Raw genomic sequence first — 22,966 nt, forward strand, 5'->3', positions numbered from 1 at the left:
ATAAAAGAAATAAAAAAAGAAACCAGGGTCATTGCCCCTGGTAAGAGTGATATTGCGTGGCGTTCATTAAAACAGCCTTTAATTTCAGAAAAAGCAACATTTCTTGAAGAACAAGGTAAATATATTTTTAAAGTTTTAGAAAGAACAAATAAGCGAGAAATCAAAAAAGCAATTGAAGATATTTATAGAGCAAAAGTCGATAAAGTAAACATTATGAACACAAAAGGCAAGAAGAGAAGAATAGGTCAAGTCGAAGGAAAAAAACCAGGTTATAAAAAAGCAATTGTGACATTAAAAAAAGGAGATAAAATAGAAGTGGTGCCAAGATAGTTTTTTACTAGATTTAATATATTAAAATCCGTTATTAAAATTTCATGAAAGTAAAAAAACCAACAACCCCGGGCCAGAGAGGAATGATAACTCACGATTATTCTGTTTTGACAAAAAAGAAAAGAGAAAGGAAATTAGTAAAATCCTTAAAAGTAAAAGCTGGGAGAAATAAAAAAGGGAGAATTACTATTCGTCATAGGGGAGGTGGAGAAAAAAGAGCTTATAGAAAAATTGATTTTGGTCAGGAAGCAATGGATATTCCAGCTAAAGTTAAATCTTTAGAATATGATCCAAACAGGTCCGCTTTTATAATGTTGCTTTTATATAAGAATGGCGAGAAGAGATATAGATTATCTCCTGAAAAGATTAAATTGGGAGATGAGGTAATTTGCAAGGAAGATGCACAGGTTAAAACAGGAAACAGATTAAAAATAAAAAATATACCCGTTGGTACTTCGATTTTTAACATAGAAATTATTCCCGGAAAAGGAGGAAAAATTGTAAGAAGCGCAGGTTCTTATGCTCAGATTTTATCAAAAGAAGGGACATATGCTAATGTAGTTTTACCTTCAAAAGAGATAAGAAAAATCCTTCAAGAAAATTATGCTACAGTAGGAATAGTTTCTAATCCCGATCACAAAACAGAAGTTTTAGGAAAGGCCGGTAAGTCAAGGCATAGAGGCAAAAGACCAAAAGTAAGGGGAAGCGCGATGAATCCTGTTGATCATCCTCATGGAGGAGGTGAAGGAAGATCACCAATTGGATTAAAACATCCCAAGACTCCAACTGGAAAGCCTGCTTTTGGAGTAAAAACCAGAAAAAAAGGCAAATTTTCTAACAGGTTTATAATTAGAAAAAGAAAAAGTAAGAAAAAATAATATTTATTAAACAATCATGGCCAGATCACTTAAAAAAGGAGTATATTTAGATGAAAAATTGTTAAAGAAATTAAAAAAAGCCAAAGAAGAGAATAATAAAAAACCAATTAAGACATGGTCAAGGTCTTCAATGATTATTCCTGAGATGGTAGGATTTACTTTTTTGGTTCATAATGGAAAAGAATTTTTATCCGTAGATGTTAGAGAAGAAATGGTAGGCCACAGACTTGGAGAATTTTCTCCTACAACAAAATTTACCAAACATGGCGGAAGAATGGAAAGAGAATTAGCAAAAACAGAAGGACAAGTGAGCGGTACAGAGCCATCAAAAATGAGCCCAACAGAAGGCGAAAAGAAAGAAAAAAACTAAATAGTTAATAATTTACTATGGAAATAAAAGCTTCATTAAGAAATTATAGGATTGCACCAAGGAAAATTAGATTAATTGCAGATTTGATAAGGGGCAAAACATTAGAAGACGCAAAGAGAGAAATAAAATTTTACAAAAAAAGGGGATCTTTGCCTGTTTCAAAGATTTTAGACTCTGCAACAGCGAATGCCAAAAATAATCTTGATTTAAAAAACGAAGAAGTAAAGAAACTTTTTATAAAGAAAATAGTTGTTGAAGAAGGCCCTAAATTAAAAAGATGGCGTCCAGTTTCAAGAGGCAGTGCTAATGAGATTAAAAAAAGAACTAGTCATATTAAGATTATTTTAGCTCCAAAAGAAAATGATAAAAAAAATAAATTAAAAAAATCTTCCAAAAATAATAAATAAGCATTGAATTATGGCACATAAAGTCCATCCAAAAATAATTAGAATAGGAATTACCGAAGAATGGGAATCGGTTTGGTTTTCTTCGCTAAAAAAATATAAAAAAATAATTCAAGAAGATTTAAAAATAAGGGATTTTCTTAAAAAGAAACTGGGCAAGGGAATTATAGAGAAAGTTAAAATAGAAAGAACGGGCAATAAAATTAATATTATAATAAAAACACCAAAGCCAGGAGTTGTTATTGGCAGAGGGGGCGAGGGCGTTGAAATGCTTTCAAAGACAGTCGCAAAAATGATAAAGGAAAAAGAAATTAAGATTGATATTGAGGAAGTGAAAGATCCGTCTTTAAGTGCTTCTATTATTGCTCAGCAGATTGCAATGGATATAGAAAGAAGAGTCCCTTATAGAAGAGCTGCCAAAAGAGCAATAGAAAGGATATTCCAGAGAAGAGAAGTAGAGGGTTTAAAGATAAAAATAAAAGGAAGATTAAATGGTGCCGATATTGCAAGATCAGAAACGTTTAAAGAAGGAAAATTGCCTTTGCAGACATTAAGAAGCGATATAGACTATTCTGAACAAAGAGCTCGTTGTAGTTACGGCACCGTAAGCGTAAAGGTTTGGCTTTACAAAGGCGAGAAAATTTAATATTTTAGTTATTATGTTGCTTTATCCAAAAAGAGTAAAACACAGAAAAATGATGAAAGGCAAGACAAAAGGAATCGCCAATAGAGGTACCGAGATAAACTTTGGAAGTTTTGGCTTAAAAGCAATGGAGCCACATTGGATAAAATCAAACCAGATAGAGGCTTCAAGAAGAGTACTTTTGAGATATTTTAAAGGCAAAGGAAAGATTTGGATAAGAATTTTTCCTGACAAGCCCGTAACTTTTAAAGGAAATGAAGTTGGCATGGGAGGTGGTAAAGGAGGAGTGGATCATTATGTTTATCCGATTAAACCGGGTAGGATTATTTTTGAGGTAGATGGTATTCCTCCGGACGTTGCTAAGGACGCATTAAAACAGGCCGGCAGAAAATTTCCCATCAAAACAAAAGTAATAAGCAACGAATAATTTTTATATAGAAGTTATGAAGATAAAAGAAATCGAGAAAAAACCTGAAAAAGAGAGACAACAGTTATTGCAGGAGAAAAGAGAAAGGCTTCGCCAGATTAACTTTTCTATTGCAACAGGGAAGGTAAAGAACGTAAGAGAAATTAGATTGATCAAAAGGGATATCGCGAGAATATTAACAGTAGTTGATATAAAAAAAGAAAAACAAAATCAAGTCAAAAAATAAATTATTTCTTAATAAATTTATGGCAAAACAAAAATTAAAAGGTAGGGTTGTTTCTGATAAAATGCAAAAAACTGTTGTTGTGGAGATAGAAAGAGCAGTTTACCATCCAAAATACAAAAAAAGATATTTTATTTCAAAAAAATATAAAGCGCATGACGAAGATAATAAATTTAAAGAAGGTGATGAGGTAACTATTGAAGAAACAAGGCCACAGAGCAAAGATAAAAGATGGGTGGTTTTAAAAAACAAAACAAAAAAATGATTCAAGCGGGTACTAAATTGAAAGTAACTGATAATACTGGAGCAAAAATAGTTCAGTGTTTTAAAATACCAAAAGGCACAAGACATCGATATGCACGAATTGGTGATGTTGTTATAGTTTCTGTTAAAGAAGCAGAACCAAGAAAAATAGTAAAAAAGAAAGATATTTTAAGGGCAGTTATCGTACGTCAGAAAAAGCCATATCGTTTAGAAAACGGTTGCTATTTAAAATTTGACGAAAATGCAGTAGTTATTCTTGAGGGAAAAACCAAATCTCCGAAAGGAAATCGTATTTTAGGACCCCTTCCAAGAATTCTTCGCCAAAAGGGTTTTAAGAAAATTACCGAAATGGCAAAAGAATTAGTTTAATTTTTTAAGATATGAAAATCAAAAAAGAGGACAATGTTTTAATAACAGCTGGGAAAGACAGGGGCAGGAAAGGCAAAGTGTTTAAAATTTTTCCAAAACAAAATAAGATTATTGTTGAGGGTTTGAATATTATTAAAAAACATGTAAGGCCAAAGAAAGAAGGAGAAAAAGGGCAAATAGTGGATATGCCAAGACCAATTGATGTCTCAAATGTAAAATTAATATGTCCTAAGTGTAAAAAACCAACGAAAGTGGGGTATAAAATAAAAAAAGATAAAGACAAACAAAAAAAATATAGGTTATGTAAAAAATGTAATGCTGAAATTTTATAAGAATATGTTAAAAGAAAACTATAAAAAAAAGGTAATTCCTGAAATGAAAAAAGATTTTGGCTATAAAAATGATTTATCCATTCCAAGGATAGAAAAAGTGATTATAAACACGGGGATTGGGAAGATCTTAAGTAATATTGATCCTTCAAATAGAAATAAGGTGATTGAGAATATTGTTAGCGAGATGTCTTTAATCGCAGGACAGAAGCCTATTTTAACAGAAAGTAAAAAAGCAGTTGCTGGTTTCAAAACAAGGGAAGGATCGCCAGTTGGACTAAAAGTGACTTTAAGAGGTGAGAGAATGATTGATTTTTTAGATCGTCTGTTTAATATTGTTATTCCGAGAATGAGAGATTTTCGGGGCATTAAAGAAAAATCTATTGACGAAGGTGGTAACCTCACGATAGGAATAAAGGAGCATATAATTTTTCCAGAAATTGCACCAGAAAAAGCAAAAAATATTTTTGGGCTTGAGGTTACTATCGTCATAAATGCTAAAAAAAGAAAAGAAGCCGTTAATCTTTTTAAACTTTTGGAGATCCCGTTGGCTCCAGGAGAAAAAAATAAATTTATTGATTAATTTTCAAAAAAGAGATGCCAAAAAAATCACAAATAGAGAAAACCAAAGCAAAACCAAAGTATAAGACAAGAAAAACCAGAAGATGTTTTAGGTGTGGAAGAAGAAGAGGGTATATAAGAAAATTTGGTTTGTGTAGAATATGTTTTAGGGAATTAGCAAATAAAGGTCTTTTGCCCGGAATTAAAAAATCGTCTTGGTAGTTTGTTAATCTTATTAAAATTATGGATCCAATTGCCGACATGTTAACAAAGATTAGAAATGCTCAAGCCGCTAAGAAAAATACGGTAAGTATTCCTTTTTCTAATTTAAAGTACAACATTTTAAAAGTTTTAGAAAAAGAAGGATTTATTGAAAGCATTAAAAAAAGAGGAAAAAAAACTAATAAAATTATTATTTCTCTTAAATACAATAAAGATGGTAGTCCAAGAATAAATTATTTAAAAAGGGTTTCAAAATCAGGAAGAAGAGTGTATATGAAAAGTAAAAATGTTTATTTTCCAAAATCTGGCTATGGTGTTTTATTATTATCAACACAAAAAGGTATCCTAACCTCAAAAGAAGCGAAGAAGGAAAAAACAGGAGGAGAAGTTCTTTGTGAGGTTTGGTAAAATAAAATTATGAGCAAGGTAGGCAAAAAACAAATCGAAATTTTAGAAGGAATTAAAGTGGATATTAAAGAAGATAAAATTTTAGTTGAGGGACCTAAAGGAAAATTAGAAAGAAATTTTCCCCCCGAGATTTCGATAGAAAAAAAAGAAAATATTTTGAAAGTTTCTTTTAGTGGCCCAAAAGAGAAAAAAGCATATTGGGGGACCTGGAGATCTCATGTATCAAATATGATAAAGGGAGCAAAGGAAGGATTTGAAAAAAAACTGAAGATAGAAGGAGTCGGATGGAGGGCGAGTCTTGAAGGTAAGGATTTAGTTTTGAACGTAGGTTTTTCCCATCCCGTTAAGATTTCTCCTCCTGAAAATGTTTCTTTCTCAATAGAGAAAAATATTATAATTATAAGCGGAGTTGATAAAGAGCTAGTTGGAAACATTGCAGCAAAAATAAGAAAAGTTCGTCCTCCTGAACCATATAAAGGGAAAGGCATTCATTATGAAGATGAAATAGTTAGAAAAAAAGCAGGTAAAAAGGCGGTTGCAACAATGGAATAATTAAATGGGGTTTATGAAAAAAAAACAAAAAGAAAAAGAGATAAAAATCAAGAGAAAAAAAAGAAGACAAATGGCGAAAATAAGAGGCACAAAAGATCGTCCCCGTCTTTCAGTTTTTCGTTCAAACAAGCATATCTTTTCTCAAATAATTGATGACAAAGAAGGAAAAACTTTGGTTGCAGCAAGCGATAAAGAGATTGAAAAGACAAAAAGAGAAAAATCAGAAAGAGCTTTTATGTTGGGAGAACTTATCGCAAAAAAAGCATCAAAAAAAGCAATAAAAAAAGTAGTTTTTGATAGAGGTCGTTATAAATATCACGGAAGGGTGAAAGCATTGGCTGACGGCGCTAGAAAGGCGGGTTTAAAGTTTTAATCTATAAATAAATATATGAATTTTAAAGAAGAAGAATTCGAATCCAGGCTTTTAGACATTGCTCGCGTTACAAGGGTAACAGCAGGTGGGCGAGCTTTTCGTTTTAGAGCAACAATAGCTGTGGGAAATAAAAACGGTAAAGTGGGAGTTGGTGTGGCTAAAGGAAGAGATGTTAGCCAGGCTATAGAAAAGGCTACAAAAAAAGCAAAAAAAGATCTTTTAGATGTTGAAATAGAAAATGAAACAATACCTTTTGATATTACAATAAAATATCAAGGTGCTAAAATTTTATTAAAACCCCAGAAAAAAGGAAGAGGTATTGTTGCTGGTGGGGTTGTGAGGGTGATTTGTGACCTTGCCGGAATAGAGAATGTTACCGGTAAGTTACTTTCAAAGACAAATAATAAAATTAATATTGCAAGAGCCACATTAAAGGCTTTGGAAAAAATTAAAAAAATAAAAAAATCATAATATTATATGCAGCTTCACGAGATTAGACCAATACATAAGTTAAAACAAAAAAAGAGAGTAGGTCGTGGAGGAAAAAAAGGGACATATTGCGGAAGAGGTGTTAAAGGCCAAAAGGCCAGGGCAGGGGCAAAAATAAGGCCAGAGCTTCGAGATTTGGTAAAAAAGATTCCAAAACTAAGAGGTTATAAATTCAAATATCCGAAAAAAAATAAAAGTGATAAAGGAAAGGCAAAAAGAAATTCGGCAAAAAATGTTTTAAAATTTAAACCCAAAAACACCAGAAATAAAAGTAAAAGAAGCGTTTTACGAAGGCAAACACCGAAAAAATAAAAATTTATGTGGACTAAAAAATTTCTTGAGATTTTCAAACATAAAGATCTACGAAAAAAGATTTTATTTGTTTTTGTAATGATGGTAATATTCCGCGCAGCAGCAAGTATTCCAATCCCGGGTATTGATGCTGCAAGGCTATCTGCATTTTTTAGCAGAAATCAGTTTTTTGGTTTAATGAACATTTTTACTGGTGGAGCCCTTGAAAGACTTTCTGTAGTAATGCTTGGTATAGGACCCTATATTACAGCGATTATTATAATGCAGCTTTTAACTTTAGTTTTTCCTCGTCTTGAAGAATTATATAAGGAAGAAGGAGAAGAGGGCCAAAGGAAATTTAATCAATATGCTCGTATTTTAACAGTGCCCTTGGCGATACTCCAGAGCTTTGCTATGTTGAAAGTTCTTCAAGGCCAGAAAGTTATTGTGGGCTTTACAACTTTTCATCTTATCACCTCTATTATTACAATTACCGCAGGCGCTATGTTTTTGATGTGGATCGGAGAGTTAATTACAGAAAAGGGAATTGGTAATGGCATATCGCTTTTGATTTTCGCTGGTATTATATCAGGAGTCCCCGCATCTATAAGACAATCTGCAATAACTTGGGATCCATCGCAATTACCTGCTTGGTTAGCGTTTATAGCTGTTGCACTTATTATCATGGTAGGTGTTGTGATAATAAATGAAGCCCGAAGAAATGTTCCTGTGTCTTATGCAAAAAGAGTGAGGGGACATAAAATGTATGGTGGTGTCCAAACATATCTTCCAATGATGGTAAATCCAGCGGGAGTCATGCCAATTATTTTTGCAATGTCGATTATGCTTATTCCTGGTATGCTTGGCTCTGCCTTTAAAGGTAGCTCCATCACATTTCTTGCCACGGTAGCGAATTTTTTAAACAATTTATTCCAGCGACAATTAGTTTATGGATTAAGTTATTTCATTCTTGTTGTGCTTTTCACTTATTTCTATACAGCAGTTACTTTTGATCCTAATAATGTTTCAGAAAATTTACAGAAAATGGGAGGATTTATTCCGGGAATAAGACCGGGCGAGAATACAGCGAATTTTCTACGCCATATTTTAAACAGGGTTTTGTTTGTTGGCGCGATATTTCTAGGTATTATTGCTGTTATGCCATCAGTTGTTCAGGGATTGACTGGTATTTCTACTTTTGGATTTGTGTTGGGAGGTACTTCGCTTCTAATTATTGTAGCTGTGGTTCTTGAAACTATGGCTCAGATTAAAGGTGAGCTTGAAATGAGAAGTTATGAGTAATCTTAAATAATATGAAGATAATAAATTTAATTGGTCCACCCGGTTCCGGGAAAGGAACCCAAGCTAAGTTATTAGCTGATAAATTTTTTTTAGAATATGTCGGTAGTGGGGATGTTTTAAGAAAACGTCAAAAAGTAAATGATTTTACCGGAAAGAAGCTTAAAGAGACGATGAATAAAGGCGAATTAGTCCCAAGTTTTGTTGTTATAAAGATTCTGGGAGATAAGCTAGAGAAGCTTAAAAAGAAAAAAAATATTAAGGGTTTTGTTTTAGATGGTTGGACGAGAACAATTTATGAGTCTATTTTAATGGATGAATCTTTAGAGTGGTATGCTTGGGCAGATAAAGTAAAATTTGTTTTGATTAAAATTTCTAACAAGGAATCATTTAATCGTCTTACGAAAAGAAGACAATGTAAAAAATGCGGTAATCTTATTCCTTGGCTGGGAGAGTTTAAAAGAATTAAAAAATGCGATAAATGTGGGGGAGAGCTTATTGTAAGATCGGATGACGAAATTAAAGGTATTAAAAAAAGGCTTGAAGAATATAATAAAGAGACCGCACAAGCGATTAGATACTACAAAAAACAGAAAAGACTAATTGAGGTTAATGGTGAACAATCTATCGAGAGAGTTTTTGATGAGATGGTTGGGAAACTTTCAGTTCGAGATTGATTAGCTACGGGCTGAAAATTTTAATTTATGGTTTCAATAAAAACAAGTCAGGAAATTTCTTTAATAAGAGAAGGCGGGAAAATTTTATCAGAAATAATAAAATTACTTAAAAAAGAATCGAAAGTCGGGATAAAGACTAAAGATCTTGAAAAAAAAGCGGGAGAACTCATTAAAAAAAGAGGCGTAAAACCATCTTTTTTAAATTTTGAAGGATATCCTGCTGTTCTTTGTTCATCGATAAATGAAGAGATTGTACATGCTATACCTTCAGAAAGAATCTTAAGAAATGGAGATATTTTATCCCTAGACCTAGGTATTTATTTTAAAGGATATCATTCGGATATGGCAGTTACAGTTCCAATAGGTGAAGTTCTTCCAGAAAAAAGGAGATTAATTTGGGTAACGAAAAAAACTTTAAAATTAGCAATTAAAAAATCAAGAATAGGCAATACTTTCGGAGATATTGGAAATACTATCCAGAGGTATGTTGAAGGGCAAGGATTTAATGTTGTACGGGATCTCTGTGGGCATGGGATTGGGAAAAGATTACATGAACCACCGCAGGTTTTAAACTTTGGGAAAAGACATAGGGGCGAGAAAATTAAAGAAGGAATGGTTTTCTGTATAGAACCAATGATTACTATGGGAGATTGGAAGATAAAGAAATCAAAAGATGGTTATGGATATGAAACAAAAGATGGTTCTTTATCCTGCCATTTTGAACATACGATCGCCATTACAAAAGAAGGCCCGATAGTTTTAACAGAATAAAAATATATGGATTCATTTGTTTCAGAAGAAGTATTAGAAAAATTAAAATCAGATCTAGAAAAGCTTAAATCTCAAAGAAAGGAGATAGCAGAACGCTTAAAAAAAAGTGCAGGTTTTGGTGATCTTACTGAAAATTCAGAATACCAGCAAGCTAGAGAAGATAAAGAAATACTTGAAACAAAAATAATGGAACTTGAGAAAAAAATAAAGAACGTCCAAGTTAAAAAGAAGCTGGATTCTAATGATAAAGTTTCTTTTTATTCCAAGGTTAGAGTAAAAAATAATAATGATTTTTTAGAACTTACATTGGTTTCTCCCGAGGACGCTAATTTTAAAGAAGGAAAAGTTTCTTATGAGTCGCCTCTTGGTCAAGGCCTTTTAGGAAAAGAAAAAGGTGATAAAATAAAAATAATAACACCAGAAGGTAATAAAGAATACGAGATATTATTTATTGATTAACTTTTTAATATATGTCTCTTGAAAATATAAAAAAAGATAGGGCCAAAAAATTAAAAAAAATTAAAGATGCAGGTATAAATCCCTACCCTTCTTTTTTTAAAAAAAACCAAAGAATAAAAGATGTTATTTCTCCATTCAAAAAGGGAAGGAAAGTGATTTTAGCTGGCAGGATTATAACGATAAGAAGACATGGTGGTTCTTTATTTTTAGATTTAGAAGATGGGACTGGTAGAATTCAGGCATTCTTGAAAAAAGATAAGCTTGGTGAAAATTATAATTTTTTTATTGAAAATATTGACAGTGGAGACTTTATTTTATTTGAAGGGAAAATGTTTTTAACAAAGAAGGGCGAGAAGACGATAGAAGTTTTTAAATACGAAATTTTAGCAAAGTCACTTCTTCCTTTGCCTGAAAAATGGCATGGTATTCAGGATATTGAAGAGAGATTTAGAAAAAGATATCTTGATCTTTTAATGTCGTCTGAAACAAAAGAAATCTTTGTTTTAAGGTCTAAAATCGTTTCTGAAATCAGAAAAATTTTAGAAGAAGAAGGGTTTTTAGAAGTTGAAACGCCCATTTTACAACATGTCCACGGAGGGGCAGCAGCAACGCCCTTCAAAACACATCATAAATCTCTTGATATTAATCTTTTTTTAAGGATAGCGCCTGAGCTTTATTTAAAAAGACTGCTCGTTGGAGGATTTGATAAAGTTTATGAAATTGGCAGAGTTTTCAGAAATGAAGGCATAGATAAATCACACAACCCCGATTTTACTATGCTAGAATTTTACTGGGCTTATATAAATTTAGAAGAGATGATGGATTTTTGTGAAAAGATGATAAAACTGCTGGTAAAGAATGTTTTTGGAAAAAATAAGATAAAATACCAAGGAAAAGATATAAACTTTACAGTTCCTTTTAGGAAAATAAATTTTTATGATTTATTAGAGAAAAAATTTAAGGTTGATTTTAGAAAAATTTCGGATATTAAAATTAAGGAAATTGCAAATAAATTTAAAATTCCAACAAAAGAAAAATCAAGATTTAAAATTTTAGATGATATTTTTAAAAAAGCTTGCAGAGAAGAAATTTTACAACCTACCTTTGTTTTATATCAACCAATTGAATTAACACCTCTTGCAAAAAACTTTAATAGAGACCCTGATTTAGCATCAAGGTTTCAACTTATAATTGGTGGCTGGGAGACGGTTAATGCTTTCTCAGAGTTAAATGATCCAATTGACCAGAAAAAAAGATTTGAGTATGAAAAATTAGAGAGAAAAAAAGGAGACAAAGAAGCCCATCCTTTTGATATTGATTTTATCGAAGCTTTAAGTTATGGCATGCCTCCGGCTGTTGGTTTTGGGATGGGGATTGATAGAATAGTCGCTATTTTAACAGATTCAAAAAGTTTAAAAGAGGTGATTCTATTTCCCTTGATGAGACCACGTTAATCTTTTTTAAAAAAAACAGGAGTATATAAATATAAATTCCCCTGTTTTTTATTTTTGCAGAACAGTTTTTAAGTTATGTTATATTCTTTATTTTATAAGTAGTTTTTTGAGGGAAGCTTACAATAACGATATCTCCTATTTTTTTACCAAGAAATGCTTTGCCAACAGGAGATTCTTTAGAAATCTTACCATTGCTAGGATTTGCCTCTATCGTTTCTACAATTATAAATTTTTCGGTTGTTTTTTTTGTTTGTGTTATAACCCTTGAGCCAATAGTTATTTTTGCTGCTTTTTGATTTCTTTTTCTTATACTTTTTGAATTTTTCAAGATATTTTCTAATTCTTTTAATTTTATTTCCGCAGATATTATTTCTGATTCTATAATTTCATAGTCGGGATTTAAATCTTCGGGTTTCCAAATTTCGTCTCTTAATTCCTTTAGCTTTAACTTTTTTTCTCTTAGGTTTTCTTTTAGTTTTTTAAATTCTTCTTTGTATTTTTGAAAACCTTCAGAAGTAAGATGGTATGTTTTTTCTTCCATAAATTTTTAGCGATAAAAAAACCTCTCTTTTTTGGAGAGGTTTTTGATCGCTAAGTTATTATTATTTTTGGGGACCAAAAAACCTCTCTTTAATCCAGAGGCCGTATGCAATAAATTTTTTTGTAAATAGACGAGATTCCATATTTTTTAAGGAAATATTCCATTCTATCTCTAAAATAAAATTTGTCAAGAGTTTTTAATCTATGCTATATTATTCTTTCTGGGTCAACATCTACTTTCCAGTTTTTAGGGATAATACTTAATAAATTATTTCTTGATTTTAAATTTACATCTTTTAATTTTAGTATTAACTTCCAATGATACTCTCCTCTTGTTTTCTCTATAAAGGCAGGCGCCGGGCCTATAATTTTGAAATTTTTAAGATTATATTTCAAAATTCTGTCTTCAATTTTTTGTTTTAAAAAAAAGGCTTCATTTTTTATCCTTTTTTTATTTTTATGAGTTATGGAAATTTTAATAAGACTCCAAAAGGGCGGATAATTGTTATTTTTTCTTTCTTGTATGGTTTTTTTATAAAAAGATTCCTTATTTTTTTTAATCCATGAAACCGCTTTTGACTCAGGAAAAAAACTTTGGATTATAATTTTTTTTCCAGAGACATAATATAATAAGTCTATTATCCTTGCACATTCTTCTTCTAATTTAAAATCTGGTTGAGAAATAAGTGAATCTATAGAAACCATAGCAACAAGTGGTATTTTTTTTATTGGAAAATATTTAAAAATTATAGAAGTTGTAAGGAGTAAGGATGATTCTTCTTTTAGAAATGATTTTAATATTTTTTTTTGTTCTTTTTCTGTCTTTGTAGTCTCACTGTCCATTCTTAAAATTTTTTGTTTCCCAAAAATTTTTGTAAGTTCTTCTTCTATTTTTTCTGTGCCAATGCCAAGAATATTTAAATTCCAGCTTTTACAGTTTTTACAAATTGTTGGCGCTTTATATTCTTTATCACAATAATGACATACTAACTCTGGTGTTATTTTTTCAAAATCTCTTTTTAAATAGTAAGTGAGAGGAACATCACAGTTTTCACATTTTTGAATCCATCCGCAGTCTTGGCATAAAAGAGTTGTTGCTGTTCCTCGCCGGTTCAAAAAAAGTAAAGTCTTACCCTTCTTTTTTATGTTTTCTTTCATTGAAATGATTAGTTCGTCAGAAAGTGGTTTCCAGGGTTTTACTTGGCGCATATCGACAACTTGACTCGCAACCAATGATTTATGATCCGCAACTGACAATTTGCTAGTTTTTTTGTTATCTGTTGCCTGTAGTCTGTTGCTCGTTGCTCTGTAATATGTTTCAACTGATGGGAAAGAAGATAGGATAATTAATTTTACTCCCCAGATTTCTGCTAACTTTTCCGTTATCTTTTTAGCGTTATATCGCGGCTCCATTTGAGCTTTATAATTTGGATTTCCTTCTTCTGAAAGAACAATAAGTTTCAAGGCTTTAAATGGCTGAAAAATACTTGATCGCGTTCCGATTATTAAATTTAAAGATTTATATTTTTTTAATTTTTCTTTCCAAAATTTTATTTTCGTTTTTTCTGGAGTTAAAAATAAAACTTCTCCTTTTTTAATAGCTTTTTTAATTTGACTTTCCGGAAATTCTCCAAATGGCAATATTTTAATTTCTGTTTTATATTTCTTTTTATTTAAATTTATTTTTTTAATTTCTTTATTTTTTGAATTTCTCAAGAATATAGAAAGAATTTTTCCAAAAGATGCCCAATAGTAGTCTGTCATCCATTTTGCAAGTTCTATTTGTTGTTTTTGTAAGACAGAGTTTTTTTCTATTATTTTAGAAATCGGCTTTAGACTGTAATCTGCTTTTTTAATCTCTGTTTTTAAATCAATAACTTTTTTCTGCAAGAAAACAACCGCTTCCACTTTTTTTTTGCGAAGAGGTATTTTGACTAAAGACCCCTTTTCTAGTTTGTGTGATGTAAAATAGGAAAGAAATTGAGATGAAGGTCTTGGAATCCTTGTTAATGGCGCTACCTTGGTAATATACATATTTATTTATATTTTTTGGCTTTAAATTTATATATTTCTATTGGTTCTTTTTTAATATTTATACCTGCTTTATGGCACGCAAAAAAAACTTGTTCTTCTTTGGTTTTTATTTCTTCAAGGTCTGGCAAAAGTAAGCCGCTTTTTAGGGGATTTTCAAGAGATTTTACGATAATTCCATATTCTTTAGGATTAAGTTCCGAAGTTGAAACTATTTTAACTAGCTTTTCTAAAATATAAACAGTATAAGAAAGTTTAGGAAGTTCTTCTTCTTTTATTTGTCCAAAACGAAAATCTTTTGTTGCGGCAGAAATTGAATTTGAAATTATCTCTTCTACAATATTTTTTTTGGTGGGGATTGGCGTACCAACACACCCCCTTAAATCACCATTTTTTTCAATAGTAACAAAAACTCCCGCCATTTCTTTTTTTATTTTTTCTGGCAAATTTTCAGGAATATCAATTATTTTTTCTTCTTTTATATAATTTTCTACAGCCATTTTTGCAAGCCCTGTCAATATTTTATTCATTTTACTTAAAGAAAAATAAGTGTTATATTAATAAATATATAATTTAATTTGCGATCTTGCAAACGCGAGAGATTTTATTTGTTATGGATTTAATTACTATTGTTTGGATATTTGCCGTTGTTATACTTACCGGGATTTTTTTCTATTTCCTTATAAATATTTTAAAGAGTGAAAAATAATCATGAAAAGAATTTTAATAAAAGATACGCCCAAATTAAAGGGTAAAAAAGTAAAAGTTTGCGGCTGGATTAATTCTTGGCGGGATCATGGAAAGATTATTTTTATTGACCTAAGAGACAGAACTGGAATTTTGCAGGTTGTTTTTGCTGGAGAAAATTATAAGAAAGCAAAAGAATTACGTCCTGAATGGGTTGTTGAGATTAAGGGAATGGTTAAAGAAAGGCCTGAGAAAATGCAAAATAAGGGCTTAGGAACCGGCAAGATAGAAATGGAAGCCGAAAAATTAGAAATTATTTCAAAAGCCACAAAAGAACCACTGGTAGATTTAAGCCAAGAAGAACTAAACCTTAAATTAACTACATTGCTGAATAATCGTCCTTTTACTTTAAGACACAGTAAAGTAAAGGCTATTTTTAGGGTTTTTGAAAGTATTATTTCGAATTACAGAACGATAATGAAAGAGTTAGATTTTACCGAAATTAAAACGCCAAAAATTTTAGGGACTGCCACAGAAGGTGGAGCAAATTTTTTCACATTTGATTATTTTGGCAAAAAAGCATTTCTTGCTCAAAGTCCCCAGTTCTATAAGCAAATTGGCGTAGGTGCGTTTGAAAGAGTTTTTGAAGTGGGTCCTGTTTTTCGTAAAGAGCCACACTTTACAACAAGACATATGAATGAGTATATAAGTCTGGACGCGGAAATGGGTTTTATATCGGGCGTCGGGGACGTTATGGACGAAATCGAAAAAACGATTAAATTTGTTTTAGAAAAAACCATAAATAAAAATAAAGAAGATATTAAAATTTTTAAGGTTGAGTTTCCCAGCATTCCAAAAGAAATTCCGAGAATTAAATTGCAGGAAATAAAAACGATTATAAAAGAAAAATATGGACATAAAATTTCTGACGATGATGACATTGATCCAAGAGGAGAAGAATTGGCGGGTAAGTACGTTAAAGAAAAATGGAATTCTGATTTGGTTTTCTTAACCCATTATCCAAAGAAGAAAAGGCCCTTTTATACAATGCCCTCCAAGGAAAATTTAGAGGAGACGGAAAGCTTTGATTTGTTATTTAAGGGGATAGAAATTGCAACCGGTAGCCAGAGAATACATAATCCAGAGATGCTTAAAGAAAATATTAAAAAGTGGAAACTTAATCCAAAGGACTTCGAATTTTATATGCAGACCTTTGAATATGGTATGCCGCCGCACGGTGGATGGGCATTGGGAGCCGAGAGAATAGTTTATAAACTTCTTGGACTTTCTACAGTCAAAGAGGCTTCTTTGTTCCCACGCGATGTTAAAAGATTAGTTCCATAAGTAAATGACTCAAAAAATTATAATAAACACAGATGGTGGTGCGATAGGAAACCCAGGCCCCGCAGGAATCGGGGTCATTATTAAGGACGAGGGAAAAGAAAAAAAATATTCAGAGAAAATTGGAAACGCGACAAATAATGAAGCAGAATATAAGGCCTTAATTTTTTCTTTAAAGAAAACAAAACTTCTCTTTGGAAAAAAGAACGTAAAAAATATCGAACTCGATTGTTATCTAGACAGTGAGCTTTTAGTGAAACAATTGAATGGCGAGTATAAAATTAAAGAGAAAGACTTACAGCAACTTTTTATAGAAGTTTGGAACTTGAAAATTGACTTTAAAAATGTTAAGTTTATTCACGTTCCACGAGAGCAAAATAAAGAAGCAGACGCTTTAGTGGGGCAAGCAATAGATAAGAAACAATCAAAATTAATATGAGCTGGCGCTATCGTCTAGTGGTTAGGACAGGAGGTTTTTCCCGAAAAATTCTGAAGCGTAGCGAAGTTATTTTTTGAGATCCCGTTTTTTTCCTTCTATGCCGCATTCGTCTAGTGGTTAGGACAGGAGGTTTTCAACCTTCAAACAGGAGTTCGATTCTCCTATGCGGCGCACCATTAATAAAATCGAAATTTACGGGATCGCGAAAATGTTACTGTTCGTTTTTGGCTCACAGACATTTTCGGGACAACCTTCAAACCGGGGTTCAATTCCCCGTAGCGCCGCAAAAGGAAAAGCTCCACAAAGTGGAGTTTTTTGATAAAATTTAATAATATGCAAAATATTATTCAAGGCAAGGTTGTTGTAATAAAAAATGACGACGATTATTACAATATTAAAGAGGAATCAATTTTGATTGCAGAAAACACGACTCCAGAGGTTATGGTGGCTATTAAAAAGCTAAAAGCTATAGTTACAGAGATAGATAATAAACTTTGTCACGCAGCAATTATAGCAAGAGAGTTTCAAAAACCCCTTCTGATGGGCATCGATAATACTACAAATAAATTTAAAACAGGGGAAAGAATAGTTATAGATTTTCAAAAAAAGGCAATTAAAAAAATAATATGAAGTATTTATTAAAATATACTTATCTTTTGGATGTCGAAAAAATTAAAAAAAGGATTGAAATTATCTGGGGGAGATACCAGACAATACTAAATAATGAAAATTCTTCATTTAAAGACTTAAACGAAGCTCGGGCAATATTGTACTTTTTGGGTTGTTTGTACCCTGAAAAAATAGCTTTAGAATCCCTGGAAAAAAGAATTAAACATATAAAACCACCCATTACTTTAGATGAATTTTTTTTAGCGATAGACACTAAAGATAAAAAAATTTTAAATAGATATAAAAAAGATAATAAATTCAATAAATTGAAAGATTTTTACCTTATTGTAAAAGATATTAAAAACAGGGTTAAAAATAATACATACCTTGACGAAGGAAGATTTAATAAAATTTTTTCTAAACTTAAACCTAAAGATTATTTTTAATCAAGATAAGAAAGACCCCGGAGCGTAAAGCGCCGGAGTCAAAATCGCAAAGGAAATTATAGTTGACATACCCCCCTTATCTTTCCTTTGCAGAAATGGAAAATAAGACCCTCTCCTTTCTTTGGTGTCTTTTCGAACGGGAAAGGGCTAGCCACTTCTATTACTCCGCCGTGCGATACGGCGAGAATAATCGAACCGGGCTCGAATATTTCAGATATTTCCTTCATGAAATCCAGGACGTTATCCTGAATTTCCTTAGCCTTTCTAGGCCATACCTGAACCCAATCGAGTTGTACGGTTCTTTCTGTCCGTAGATCCTTATAACTCGAGATCTTCGCTATTGCGTTATTGTATCCGTTAACAAACTCCTCTAAGGGAGAGTTTTTATTGCGATAGCAAAGTCTCCAGTCCAGGACAATAGGCCTTTTTATTCCCAACGTTTTGCAGACGATCTCTCCCGTTTCTATCGTCCTTAGAAGGGGAGAAGCATAAACCGCTGAGAGTTTAGTCTCTCTGAGGTTTCTTGCAACCCGTTCTATTTGGCAGATCCCCTCGTTGGTTAAGCTAGATTCTTCATCTTCTGGGCCTTTGGCATCATCATTGCCATGACGCAGGAATATAACATCTATACTCATCAAAATCACCCTTTCTTTTTTGCGTAGAGCTTATTTTATCAATATATAAAGCTCTTAAATGTAAAGAACATAGATATATTCTAACATATTTTATTTACTGTGTCAAAAAAGAGTTTATTTTTGGAATATACCAAAATAAAGATTGAAAGTATCTATCGTTGGTTTATTTTTTATCTTAAGCGGGAAAAAGCCTCCAGAGCATTCTTTAACGAGCTTAAATCCGGCTTTTTTTAGCATTTTTTTAAGTTTTTCATTCGAAGGACGAAAAGTATGCTCTTTGACGTTATAAAGCAATTTGTATTGGGTTTTTGAAATTTTATTACTCTGCGTTGGAAGGTACATTACAAAAAGACCATTTTCTTCAAGCGAATTATATATTTTTTCAAAAACATAATTAAGATTTCTTAAGTGTTCTATTGTGTTTATTGCAGAGATTACATTAAATTTTTCTTCAAAAGGAATTTTTTCTTTTGAAATATCGCATATTTTAAAATTTTCTTTTTTGTATTTTTTTTGGATTTCTTTTATTGCGTATTTTGATATATCTATACCAAAAACTTCAAAACTGTCTTGAAAAAACTTAATTAAATTATCATCGCCAAAGCCAATGTCTAGAAATTTTCCCTCTTTTATAATTCTCAAAACTTCTTTTTTAATTATTTTATTTCTCATATCAATATATTTCCTGTAAAAAGGACCCGCAATGCCCTTGCCTGAAAAATGTCTTTTGAAATATTTTTTGTCGTAGTTCATATTATTCAAAAAAAACTTCTTTTTTAAATTCTAAAAGTTTTTCTTTTAAAAGAGGATAATTTCTTAGTTGAGAATCTTTTGAAAGTATTTTTTCTGTCTCTTTTCTTGCGTCTTTGATTAAAGAGAGATTAGTTAGAGACGCCATTGTAAGGTCTGGTATTCCGGACTGTCGTTTCCCTATAAAATCACCAGGTCCTCTTATCTTTAAGTCTTTTTCTGAAAGCTCAAAGGCATCTTTTGCATTTTCAATCGCCTTTAGTCTTTGTTTTGTTGTCTTTGCCGCAGAATCAGTAAATAAATAGCAATAACTTTGATCTTTACCCCTCCCAACCCTTCCTCTGAATTGATAAAGCTGTGAAAGCCCAAACCTATCAGCTCCCTCGATTATCATAACAGTTGCTTTTGGCACATCAATTCCGACTTCAACTACTGGCGTTGCAACTAAAACTTCGGTTTTACCATTTTTAAATTCTTTCATTGCTTTTTCTTTTTCTTTAGCTTTCATTTTACCATGCAGAAGTCCTAATTTTAATTTGGGGAATATTTTTTCTTTTAATCTTTCAAATTCTTTTTTAGCAGCTGTAATTTCTAATTTTTCTGATTCTTCGATTAAAGGACAAATTACAAATGCTCTTTTTCCTTCCTTTACTTCTTTTTCTAAAAATTTATAAACCTCTTTTTTCTTTAATGGGGGAATGATTTTGGTTATAATTTTTTTTCTGCCTCTTGGTAATTCTTTAATTTGGGAAATCGAGAGGTCGCTATAAAAAGCAAGGGCTAATGTTCTTGGAATTGGAGTTGCTGTCATAGAAAGAAAATGAGGTACTGTTTTTTGTTCACCATTTGTTAAAAGTTTTGCTCTTTGTTCTACTCCAAAACGATGTTGTTCGTCAACAACAACAAGACCAAGATTTTTAAATTTTACTCTTTTTTGGATTAAACTGTGTGTTCCGATTAACATATCAATTTCCCCATTTTTATTTTTTTGAATTAATTCAATCGGTTTTATTTCTTTTATTTTATTTTCCTGGAGTATGCTACATTTTTCACTTGTTAAAATAGCAATTTTTATATTAATTTTTCCTAAGATTTTTGATATTTCTTTAAAGTGTTGTTCGGCGAGTATTTCTGTTGGGGCCATTATTGTTGCCTGGTGGTTATTTTTAATAGCTACAAAGCATGAGAGAGCGGCAACAATTGTTTTTCCAGAACCGACCTCACCTTCAAGAAGTCGCGACATTGGAGAGTGTTTTTGGAGATCGTTTAAGATTTCTCTTAGAACTTTTTTCTGGTCAGACGTAAACTCAAAAGAAAGCTGTTTTTTGAATTCTTCAATATATTCTTTTTTTGGCCTTAATATTGGTGCTTTTTTATGAGATAATTTTCTTTTTTGTCTTTGAAAAATCAATTGGATTAAAAAAAGTTCTTCAAATGAAAATCTTTTTTTAGCATTATCAGCTGCTTTTTTTGTTTTCGGAAAATGAATATCAAAAATCGCTTTTTTAATTTCTGGTATTTTCTTTTCTTCTAGAATTTCCCCTGGCAGAAATTCTTTAAATTCATTTATATTTTTTTTAAGGAGGGGATAGATAATGAATCGAAGCCATCTTGAAGAAAGTCCTTCAGTTTCTGGATAAACAGGGACGAGGCCCCTTGTGTGTTTAAGTTCGTCATTTTCCTTCATTTTTTCATAAATAGGACTTGAAAGTAACATGCCGTCTGGCGCAGATTTAATTTTTCCTGCAAGACTTGCAATTGTGCCGGGTTTTAAAGTGTCTTCAAGGTATGGTTGGTTAAACCAGATTACTTTAAGTGTTCCTGTTTTATCTTGGATAAGCGCATCTGTTATAAAAAGCCTCTTTCTGAAGCTTTTTCTTGTATCTATTTCTTTAATTTCGCCCTCAATCGTAACTTCCTCTCCAATCTTAACATCAGAGATATTCTTTAAATTAGAAAAATCATTATATCTGTGAGGAAAATGAAAAAAAAGATCTTTTAATGTTTTAATCTTTAACCTTTGAAGTTTTTTTAAGTATGCTGGGCCTATATAACGAAATGATTCTATTGGTTGATTTAGCGCCATTTTTGATTTATGATAATTTAATATTATAAGCGATATAGAAGGCTTTATAAAGGTCAGATTATTTAATTTTATTTATAAATTATGGTTGGTATAGATTTTTTTAAAATAGCTTTTACGAGCTTTTTCTTTATTTTCCCATTTTTAATTTTTGGGTTAGTAATATTTTCAATTATTTTTTGGATTCTAATGCTTGTTGATGTTGTGAAGAGAGATTTTAAAAAAGAAGACGATAAAACAATGTGGGTATTGATAATCGCATTAACCGGATTCGTCGGAGCTTTAATTTATTATTTCATGATAAAAAGAAAAGTTCCAAAGAAAAAAACGAAAAATAAAAAATAGATAGAGCTTTAATTTATTGTAGGAATTTGCAGAAAGTTAGATTTTGGTGCCCTCAGCAGGAATCGAACCTGCATCTCAAGCTCCGCAAGCCTGCATTCTATCCGTTGAACTATGGGGGCATTTTAAAATCCTAGTTTTTTAAATATAATTTCACTTAAACTTATAGTTGTTTCTTTCTCTGCTAAGAAATTAAGAAGTATTTCTTTTATCTTTCCTATGTTTTTTTCTTCTATTGGAAGTGAAATGTTCTGGACAATACTTCCTTTTGTTTTTATATAAAGCTGTGGTATGTTTTCAAAAATCCAAAAACTTTTAAGATTTTTCCAGGGGAAAGTTTCTTTTCCTATTTTTATTCCCCCTCCTAAAATAGCATATGTGATCTTTTCTTTATTATTTGTTTGCATCATGAATATTAAAAATATTGCCATTAATATCGCAATTCCTCCGAATAGATTTTTTTGCAAAAATAGTATTATTGTAATCATTAATAGAAAAACAATTACACCTATCTTAAGAACCATGCTTTGTTGAGCACTCTTTTTAATTTTCCATTCAAAAAGCGTCTTTAAATTATCTACAGATGATTGATTATTTCCTTTCTCCTTTTTTATATTATCTAGTATTTTCATTTATTTAAGACACCTATCTGCTATTACGGTGGCTCCAAAAGCCTCTGGTTTTATTTTAACATCAAATCCATTTCCTTTTATCATTCCAACAATCTCTTTTATCATTTCTTTTGTTTCTCCGGCTTGCCCAATGTCTGTGTGGATTTCCAGGTTTTTGTAGTTATTTGGCATTATTTCGAGGAGCTTGTTTTCTACTTTTTCTCTGATTTTTATTGCCAAAGAAAGTGAAATCATGGTCTCTTCATAAATTCTCGTTCGGAGAGTGTATTTTTTATCATTTTTTATTTTTTTGTAAAAAAATCTTCCTCCCTGTCCTTCTCTATGTATAACAACCGCCGTTACAAAAAGAGGATCTTCTTTTCCTTCAGAATCAGTGCCCACAACAAGCTGATAAATTTTTTGCGGCTCTTCCAATATATAATTAATTATTTCTTCAAGGAGCTTGTTAAAATTCATTTTTCCTTTACTTGGGCTTATAAAATATTCAAACATAAATTTTATTTTTCTTTATTTAGGGCCTTTTCAATTATTTTTCTCACCTCTTTTACATCAGGTTTTTTCTTTGGTGTTATATTCATTGGTTTTTTCTTGGAAATTTTTTTAAGAGAAATAGGCGTTATTTGTTCCATTGGAGTTAA

Annotated in this window: 35 protein-coding genes and 2 tRNA genes; 28 read left to right on the forward strand and 9 right to left on the reverse strand. The window is 31.4% G+C overall.

Features of this window, described 5'->3' with window-relative positions; translation table 11 throughout:
• Window positions 1-51: 51 nt before the first annotated feature.
• From rplW to lysS, 22 genes are read left to right on the forward strand one after another with little or no spacing between them, the layout of a single operon-like run.
• Window positions 52-330: a 50S ribosomal protein L23 gene (gene rplW, locus PHI88_02440; protein MDD5551990.1), complete on the forward strand. Its 279-nt coding sequence runs from the start codon at window positions 52-54 to the stop codon at window positions 328-330.
• A gap of 44 nt (window positions 331-374) precedes the next feature.
• Window positions 375-1,208, forward strand: a complete 834-nt coding sequence (gene rplB / locus PHI88_02445; protein MDD5551991.1) for a 50S ribosomal protein L2 — start codon at window positions 375-377, stop codon at window positions 1,206-1,208.
• A gap of 16 nt (window positions 1,209-1,224) precedes the next feature.
• Window positions 1,225-1,578 (forward strand): 30S ribosomal protein S19, encoded by a 354-nt coding sequence (rpsS, locus tag PHI88_02450; protein MDD5551992.1) that lies wholly within the window; start codon window positions 1,225-1,227, stop codon window positions 1,576-1,578.
• Window positions 1,579-1,595: 17 nt separating this feature from the next.
• A complete protein-coding gene (gene rplV / locus PHI88_02455; GenBank protein MDD5551993.1) occupies window positions 1,596-1,985 on the forward strand; it encodes a 50S ribosomal protein L22 in 390 nt (129 codons plus the stop codon).
• Window positions 1,986-1,995: 10 nt separating this feature from the next.
• Window positions 1,996-2,628 (forward strand): 30S ribosomal protein S3, encoded by a 633-nt coding sequence (gene rpsC / locus PHI88_02460; GenBank protein ID MDD5551994.1) that lies wholly within the window; start codon window positions 1,996-1,998, stop codon window positions 2,626-2,628.
• Between the two features lie 16 nt (window positions 2,629-2,644).
• Window positions 2,645-3,052: a 50S ribosomal protein L16 gene (gene rplP / locus PHI88_02465; protein MDD5551995.1), complete on the forward strand. Its 408-nt coding sequence runs from the start codon at window positions 2,645-2,647 to the stop codon at window positions 3,050-3,052.
• A gap of 16 nt (window positions 3,053-3,068) precedes the next feature.
• Window positions 3,069-3,278 (forward strand): 50S ribosomal protein L29, encoded by a 210-nt coding sequence (rpmC, locus tag PHI88_02470; GenBank protein MDD5551996.1) that lies wholly within the window; start codon window positions 3,069-3,071, stop codon window positions 3,276-3,278.
• 19 nt (window positions 3,279-3,297) lie between these two features.
• Window positions 3,298-3,540 (forward strand): 30S ribosomal protein S17, encoded by a 243-nt coding sequence (gene rpsQ / locus PHI88_02475; GenBank protein MDD5551997.1) that lies wholly within the window; start codon window positions 3,298-3,300, stop codon window positions 3,538-3,540.
• Window positions 3,537-3,908, forward strand: coding sequence for a 50S ribosomal protein L14 (gene rplN, locus PHI88_02480; protein ID MDD5551998.1), 372 nt, complete (start codon window positions 3,537-3,539; stop codon window positions 3,906-3,908). Before rpsQ ends, rplN begins: the two co-directional genes overlap by 4 nt.
• An 11-nt stretch (window positions 3,909-3,919) precedes the next feature.
• A complete protein-coding gene (rplX, locus tag PHI88_02485) occupies window positions 3,920-4,240 on the forward strand; it encodes a 50S ribosomal protein L24 (protein ID MDD5551999.1) in 321 nt (106 codons plus the stop codon).
• Between the two features lie 4 nt (window positions 4,241-4,244).
• Window positions 4,245-4,820 (forward strand): 50S ribosomal protein L5, encoded by a 576-nt coding sequence (rplE, locus tag PHI88_02490; GenBank protein MDD5552000.1) that lies wholly within the window; start codon window positions 4,245-4,247, stop codon window positions 4,818-4,820.
• A gap of 14 nt (window positions 4,821-4,834) precedes the next feature.
• Window positions 4,835-5,020 (forward strand): type Z 30S ribosomal protein S14, encoded by a 186-nt coding sequence (locus PHI88_02495; GenBank protein ID MDD5552001.1) that lies wholly within the window; start codon window positions 4,835-4,837, stop codon window positions 5,018-5,020.
• A gap of 12 nt (window positions 5,021-5,032) precedes the next feature.
• Window positions 5,033-5,428 (forward strand): 30S ribosomal protein S8, encoded by a 396-nt coding sequence (rpsH, locus tag PHI88_02500; GenBank protein MDD5552002.1) that lies wholly within the window; start codon window positions 5,033-5,035, stop codon window positions 5,426-5,428.
• Window positions 5,429-5,437: 9 nt separating this feature from the next.
• A complete protein-coding gene (gene rplF, locus PHI88_02505; GenBank protein MDD5552003.1) occupies window positions 5,438-5,980 on the forward strand; it encodes a 50S ribosomal protein L6 in 543 nt (180 codons plus the stop codon).
• Window positions 5,981-5,993: 13 nt separating this feature from the next.
• A complete protein-coding gene (gene rplR / locus PHI88_02510; GenBank protein ID MDD5552004.1) occupies window positions 5,994-6,353 on the forward strand; it encodes a 50S ribosomal protein L18 in 360 nt (119 codons plus the stop codon).
• Between the two features lie 15 nt (window positions 6,354-6,368).
• Entirely contained in the window at window positions 6,369-6,824 is a 456-nt protein-coding gene (locus PHI88_02515) for a 30S ribosomal protein S5 (protein MDD5552005.1), read from the forward strand.
• Between the two features lie 6 nt (window positions 6,825-6,830).
• Complete coding sequence (locus PHI88_02520; GenBank protein ID MDD5552006.1) at window positions 6,831-7,154, forward strand: hypothetical protein; 324 nt, start codon at window positions 6,831-6,833, stop codon at window positions 7,152-7,154.
• 6 nt (window positions 7,155-7,160) lie between these two features.
• The gene (gene secY, locus PHI88_02525; GenBank protein MDD5552007.1) at window positions 7,161-8,435 is read left to right on the forward strand and encodes a preprotein translocase subunit SecY; all 1,275 of its coding nucleotides are present in this window, start codon (window positions 7,161-7,163) and stop codon (window positions 8,433-8,435) included.
• Between the two features lie 11 nt (window positions 8,436-8,446).
• Window positions 8,447-9,109, forward strand: coding sequence for a nucleoside monophosphate kinase (locus tag PHI88_02530; GenBank protein MDD5552008.1), 663 nt, complete (start codon window positions 8,447-8,449; stop codon window positions 9,107-9,109).
• 27 nt (window positions 9,110-9,136) lie between these two features.
• Window positions 9,137-9,880: a type I methionyl aminopeptidase gene (gene map / locus PHI88_02535; protein ID MDD5552009.1), complete on the forward strand. Its 744-nt coding sequence runs from the start codon at window positions 9,137-9,139 to the stop codon at window positions 9,878-9,880.
• Window positions 9,881-9,886: 6 nt separating this feature from the next.
• Window positions 9,887-10,339 carry a GreA/GreB family elongation factor gene (locus PHI88_02540; GenBank protein MDD5552010.1) on the forward strand — a complete coding sequence of 151 codons (453 nt, stop codon included), beginning with the start codon at window positions 9,887-9,889 and terminating at the stop codon, window positions 10,337-10,339.
• 11 nt (window positions 10,340-10,350) lie between these two features.
• Window positions 10,351-11,793, forward strand: a complete 1,443-nt coding sequence (lysS, locus tag PHI88_02545) for a lysine--tRNA ligase (protein MDD5552011.1) — start codon at window positions 10,351-10,353, stop codon at window positions 11,791-11,793.
• A gap of 73 nt (window positions 11,794-11,866) precedes the next feature.
• On the opposite strand, the gene PHI88_02550 is transcribed toward lysS, so the two are convergent.
• From PHI88_02550 to amrA, 3 genes are all read right to left on the reverse strand, one after another.
• On the reverse strand, window positions 11,867-12,334 hold the full coding sequence (locus PHI88_02550) for a GreA/GreB family elongation factor (protein ID MDD5552012.1): 468 nt from the start codon (window positions 12,332-12,334) through the stop codon (window positions 11,867-11,869).
• 206 nt (window positions 12,335-12,540) lie between these two features.
• Window positions 12,541-14,367 (reverse strand): primosomal protein N', encoded by a 1,827-nt coding sequence (priA, locus tag PHI88_02555; GenBank protein ID MDD5552013.1) that lies wholly within the window; start codon window positions 14,365-14,367, stop codon window positions 12,541-12,543.
• Between the two features lie 2 nt (window positions 14,368-14,369).
• Window positions 14,370-14,894 carry an AmmeMemoRadiSam system protein A gene (amrA, locus tag PHI88_02560; GenBank protein ID MDD5552014.1) on the reverse strand — a complete coding sequence of 175 codons (525 nt, stop codon included), beginning with the start codon at window positions 14,892-14,894 and terminating at the stop codon, window positions 14,370-14,372.
• A gap of 181 nt (window positions 14,895-15,075) precedes the next feature.
• Here amrA and aspS point away from each other — a divergent pair, with 181 nt between their 5' ends.
• The 5 genes from aspS to PHI88_02585 all read left to right on the forward strand — a co-directional run bounded on the left by aspS (window position 15,076) and on the right by PHI88_02585 (window position 17,886).
• Complete coding sequence (gene aspS, locus PHI88_02565; GenBank protein ID MDD5552015.1) at window positions 15,076-16,395, forward strand: aspartate--tRNA(Asn) ligase; 1,320 nt, start codon at window positions 15,076-15,078, stop codon at window positions 16,393-16,395.
• 4 nt (window positions 16,396-16,399) lie between these two features.
• The gene (locus PHI88_02570; GenBank protein MDD5552016.1) at window positions 16,400-16,831 is read left to right on the forward strand and encodes a ribonuclease HI family protein; all 432 of its coding nucleotides are present in this window, start codon (window positions 16,400-16,402) and stop codon (window positions 16,829-16,831) included.
• A 99-nt stretch (window positions 16,832-16,930) separates the two neighbouring features.
• Window positions 16,931-17,002: transfer RNA gene (locus PHI88_02575), tRNA-Glu, on the forward strand.
• Between the two features lie 162 nt (window positions 17,003-17,164).
• Entirely contained in the window at window positions 17,165-17,461 is a 297-nt protein-coding gene (locus tag PHI88_02580; GenBank protein MDD5552017.1) for a PEP-utilizing enzyme, read from the forward strand.
• Complete coding sequence (locus PHI88_02585; protein MDD5552018.1) at window positions 17,458-17,886, forward strand: hypothetical protein; 429 nt, start codon at window positions 17,458-17,460, stop codon at window positions 17,884-17,886. Before PHI88_02580 ends, PHI88_02585 begins: the two co-directional genes overlap by 4 nt.
• A gap of 56 nt (window positions 17,887-17,942) precedes the next feature.
• Here PHI88_02585 and PHI88_02590 read toward each other — a convergent pair whose 3' ends face one another.
• The 3 genes from PHI88_02590 to recG all read right to left on the reverse strand — a co-directional run bounded on the left by PHI88_02590 (window position 17,943) and on the right by recG (window position 21,357).
• Window positions 17,943-18,521, reverse strand: coding sequence for a histidine phosphatase family protein (locus tag PHI88_02590; GenBank protein MDD5552019.1), 579 nt, complete (start codon window positions 18,519-18,521; stop codon window positions 17,943-17,945).
• Between the two features lie 114 nt (window positions 18,522-18,635).
• The gene (locus PHI88_02595) at window positions 18,636-19,274 is read right to left on the reverse strand and encodes a class I SAM-dependent methyltransferase (GenBank protein MDD5552020.1); all 639 of its coding nucleotides are present in this window, start codon (window positions 19,272-19,274) and stop codon (window positions 18,636-18,638) included.
• A gap of 1 nt (window position 19,275) precedes the next feature.
• Window positions 19,276-21,357 carry an ATP-dependent DNA helicase RecG gene (gene recG / locus PHI88_02600; GenBank protein ID MDD5552021.1) on the reverse strand — a complete coding sequence of 694 codons (2,082 nt, stop codon included), beginning with the start codon at window positions 21,355-21,357 and terminating at the stop codon, window positions 19,276-19,278.
• Between the two features lie 81 nt (window positions 21,358-21,438).
• Here recG and PHI88_02605 point away from each other — a divergent pair, with 81 nt between their 5' ends.
• Entirely contained in the window at window positions 21,439-21,699 is a 261-nt protein-coding gene (locus tag PHI88_02605; GenBank protein ID MDD5552022.1) for a PLDc N-terminal domain-containing protein, read from the forward strand.
• A gap of 44 nt (window positions 21,700-21,743) precedes the next feature.
• Here PHI88_02605 and PHI88_02610 read toward each other — a convergent pair.
• From PHI88_02610 to PHI88_02620, 3 genes are all read right to left on the reverse strand, one after another.
• Window positions 21,744-21,818: transfer RNA gene (locus PHI88_02610), tRNA-Arg, on the reverse strand.
• Between the two features lie 3 nt (window positions 21,819-21,821).
• Window positions 21,822-22,328 (reverse strand): hypothetical protein, encoded by a 507-nt coding sequence (locus PHI88_02615; GenBank protein ID MDD5552023.1) that lies wholly within the window; start codon window positions 22,326-22,328, stop codon window positions 21,822-21,824.
• Complete coding sequence (locus tag PHI88_02620; protein MDD5552024.1) at window positions 22,329-22,820, reverse strand: ribonuclease H-like YkuK family protein; 492 nt, start codon at window positions 22,818-22,820, stop codon at window positions 22,329-22,331. It abuts the gene before it with no gap.
• Window positions 22,821-22,966 lie beyond the last annotated feature (146 nt).

It is taken from the genome of Candidatus Paceibacterota bacterium, assembly GCA_028716825.1.
Taxonomy (GTDB): domain Bacteria; phylum Patescibacteriota; class Minisyncoccia; order Minisyncoccales.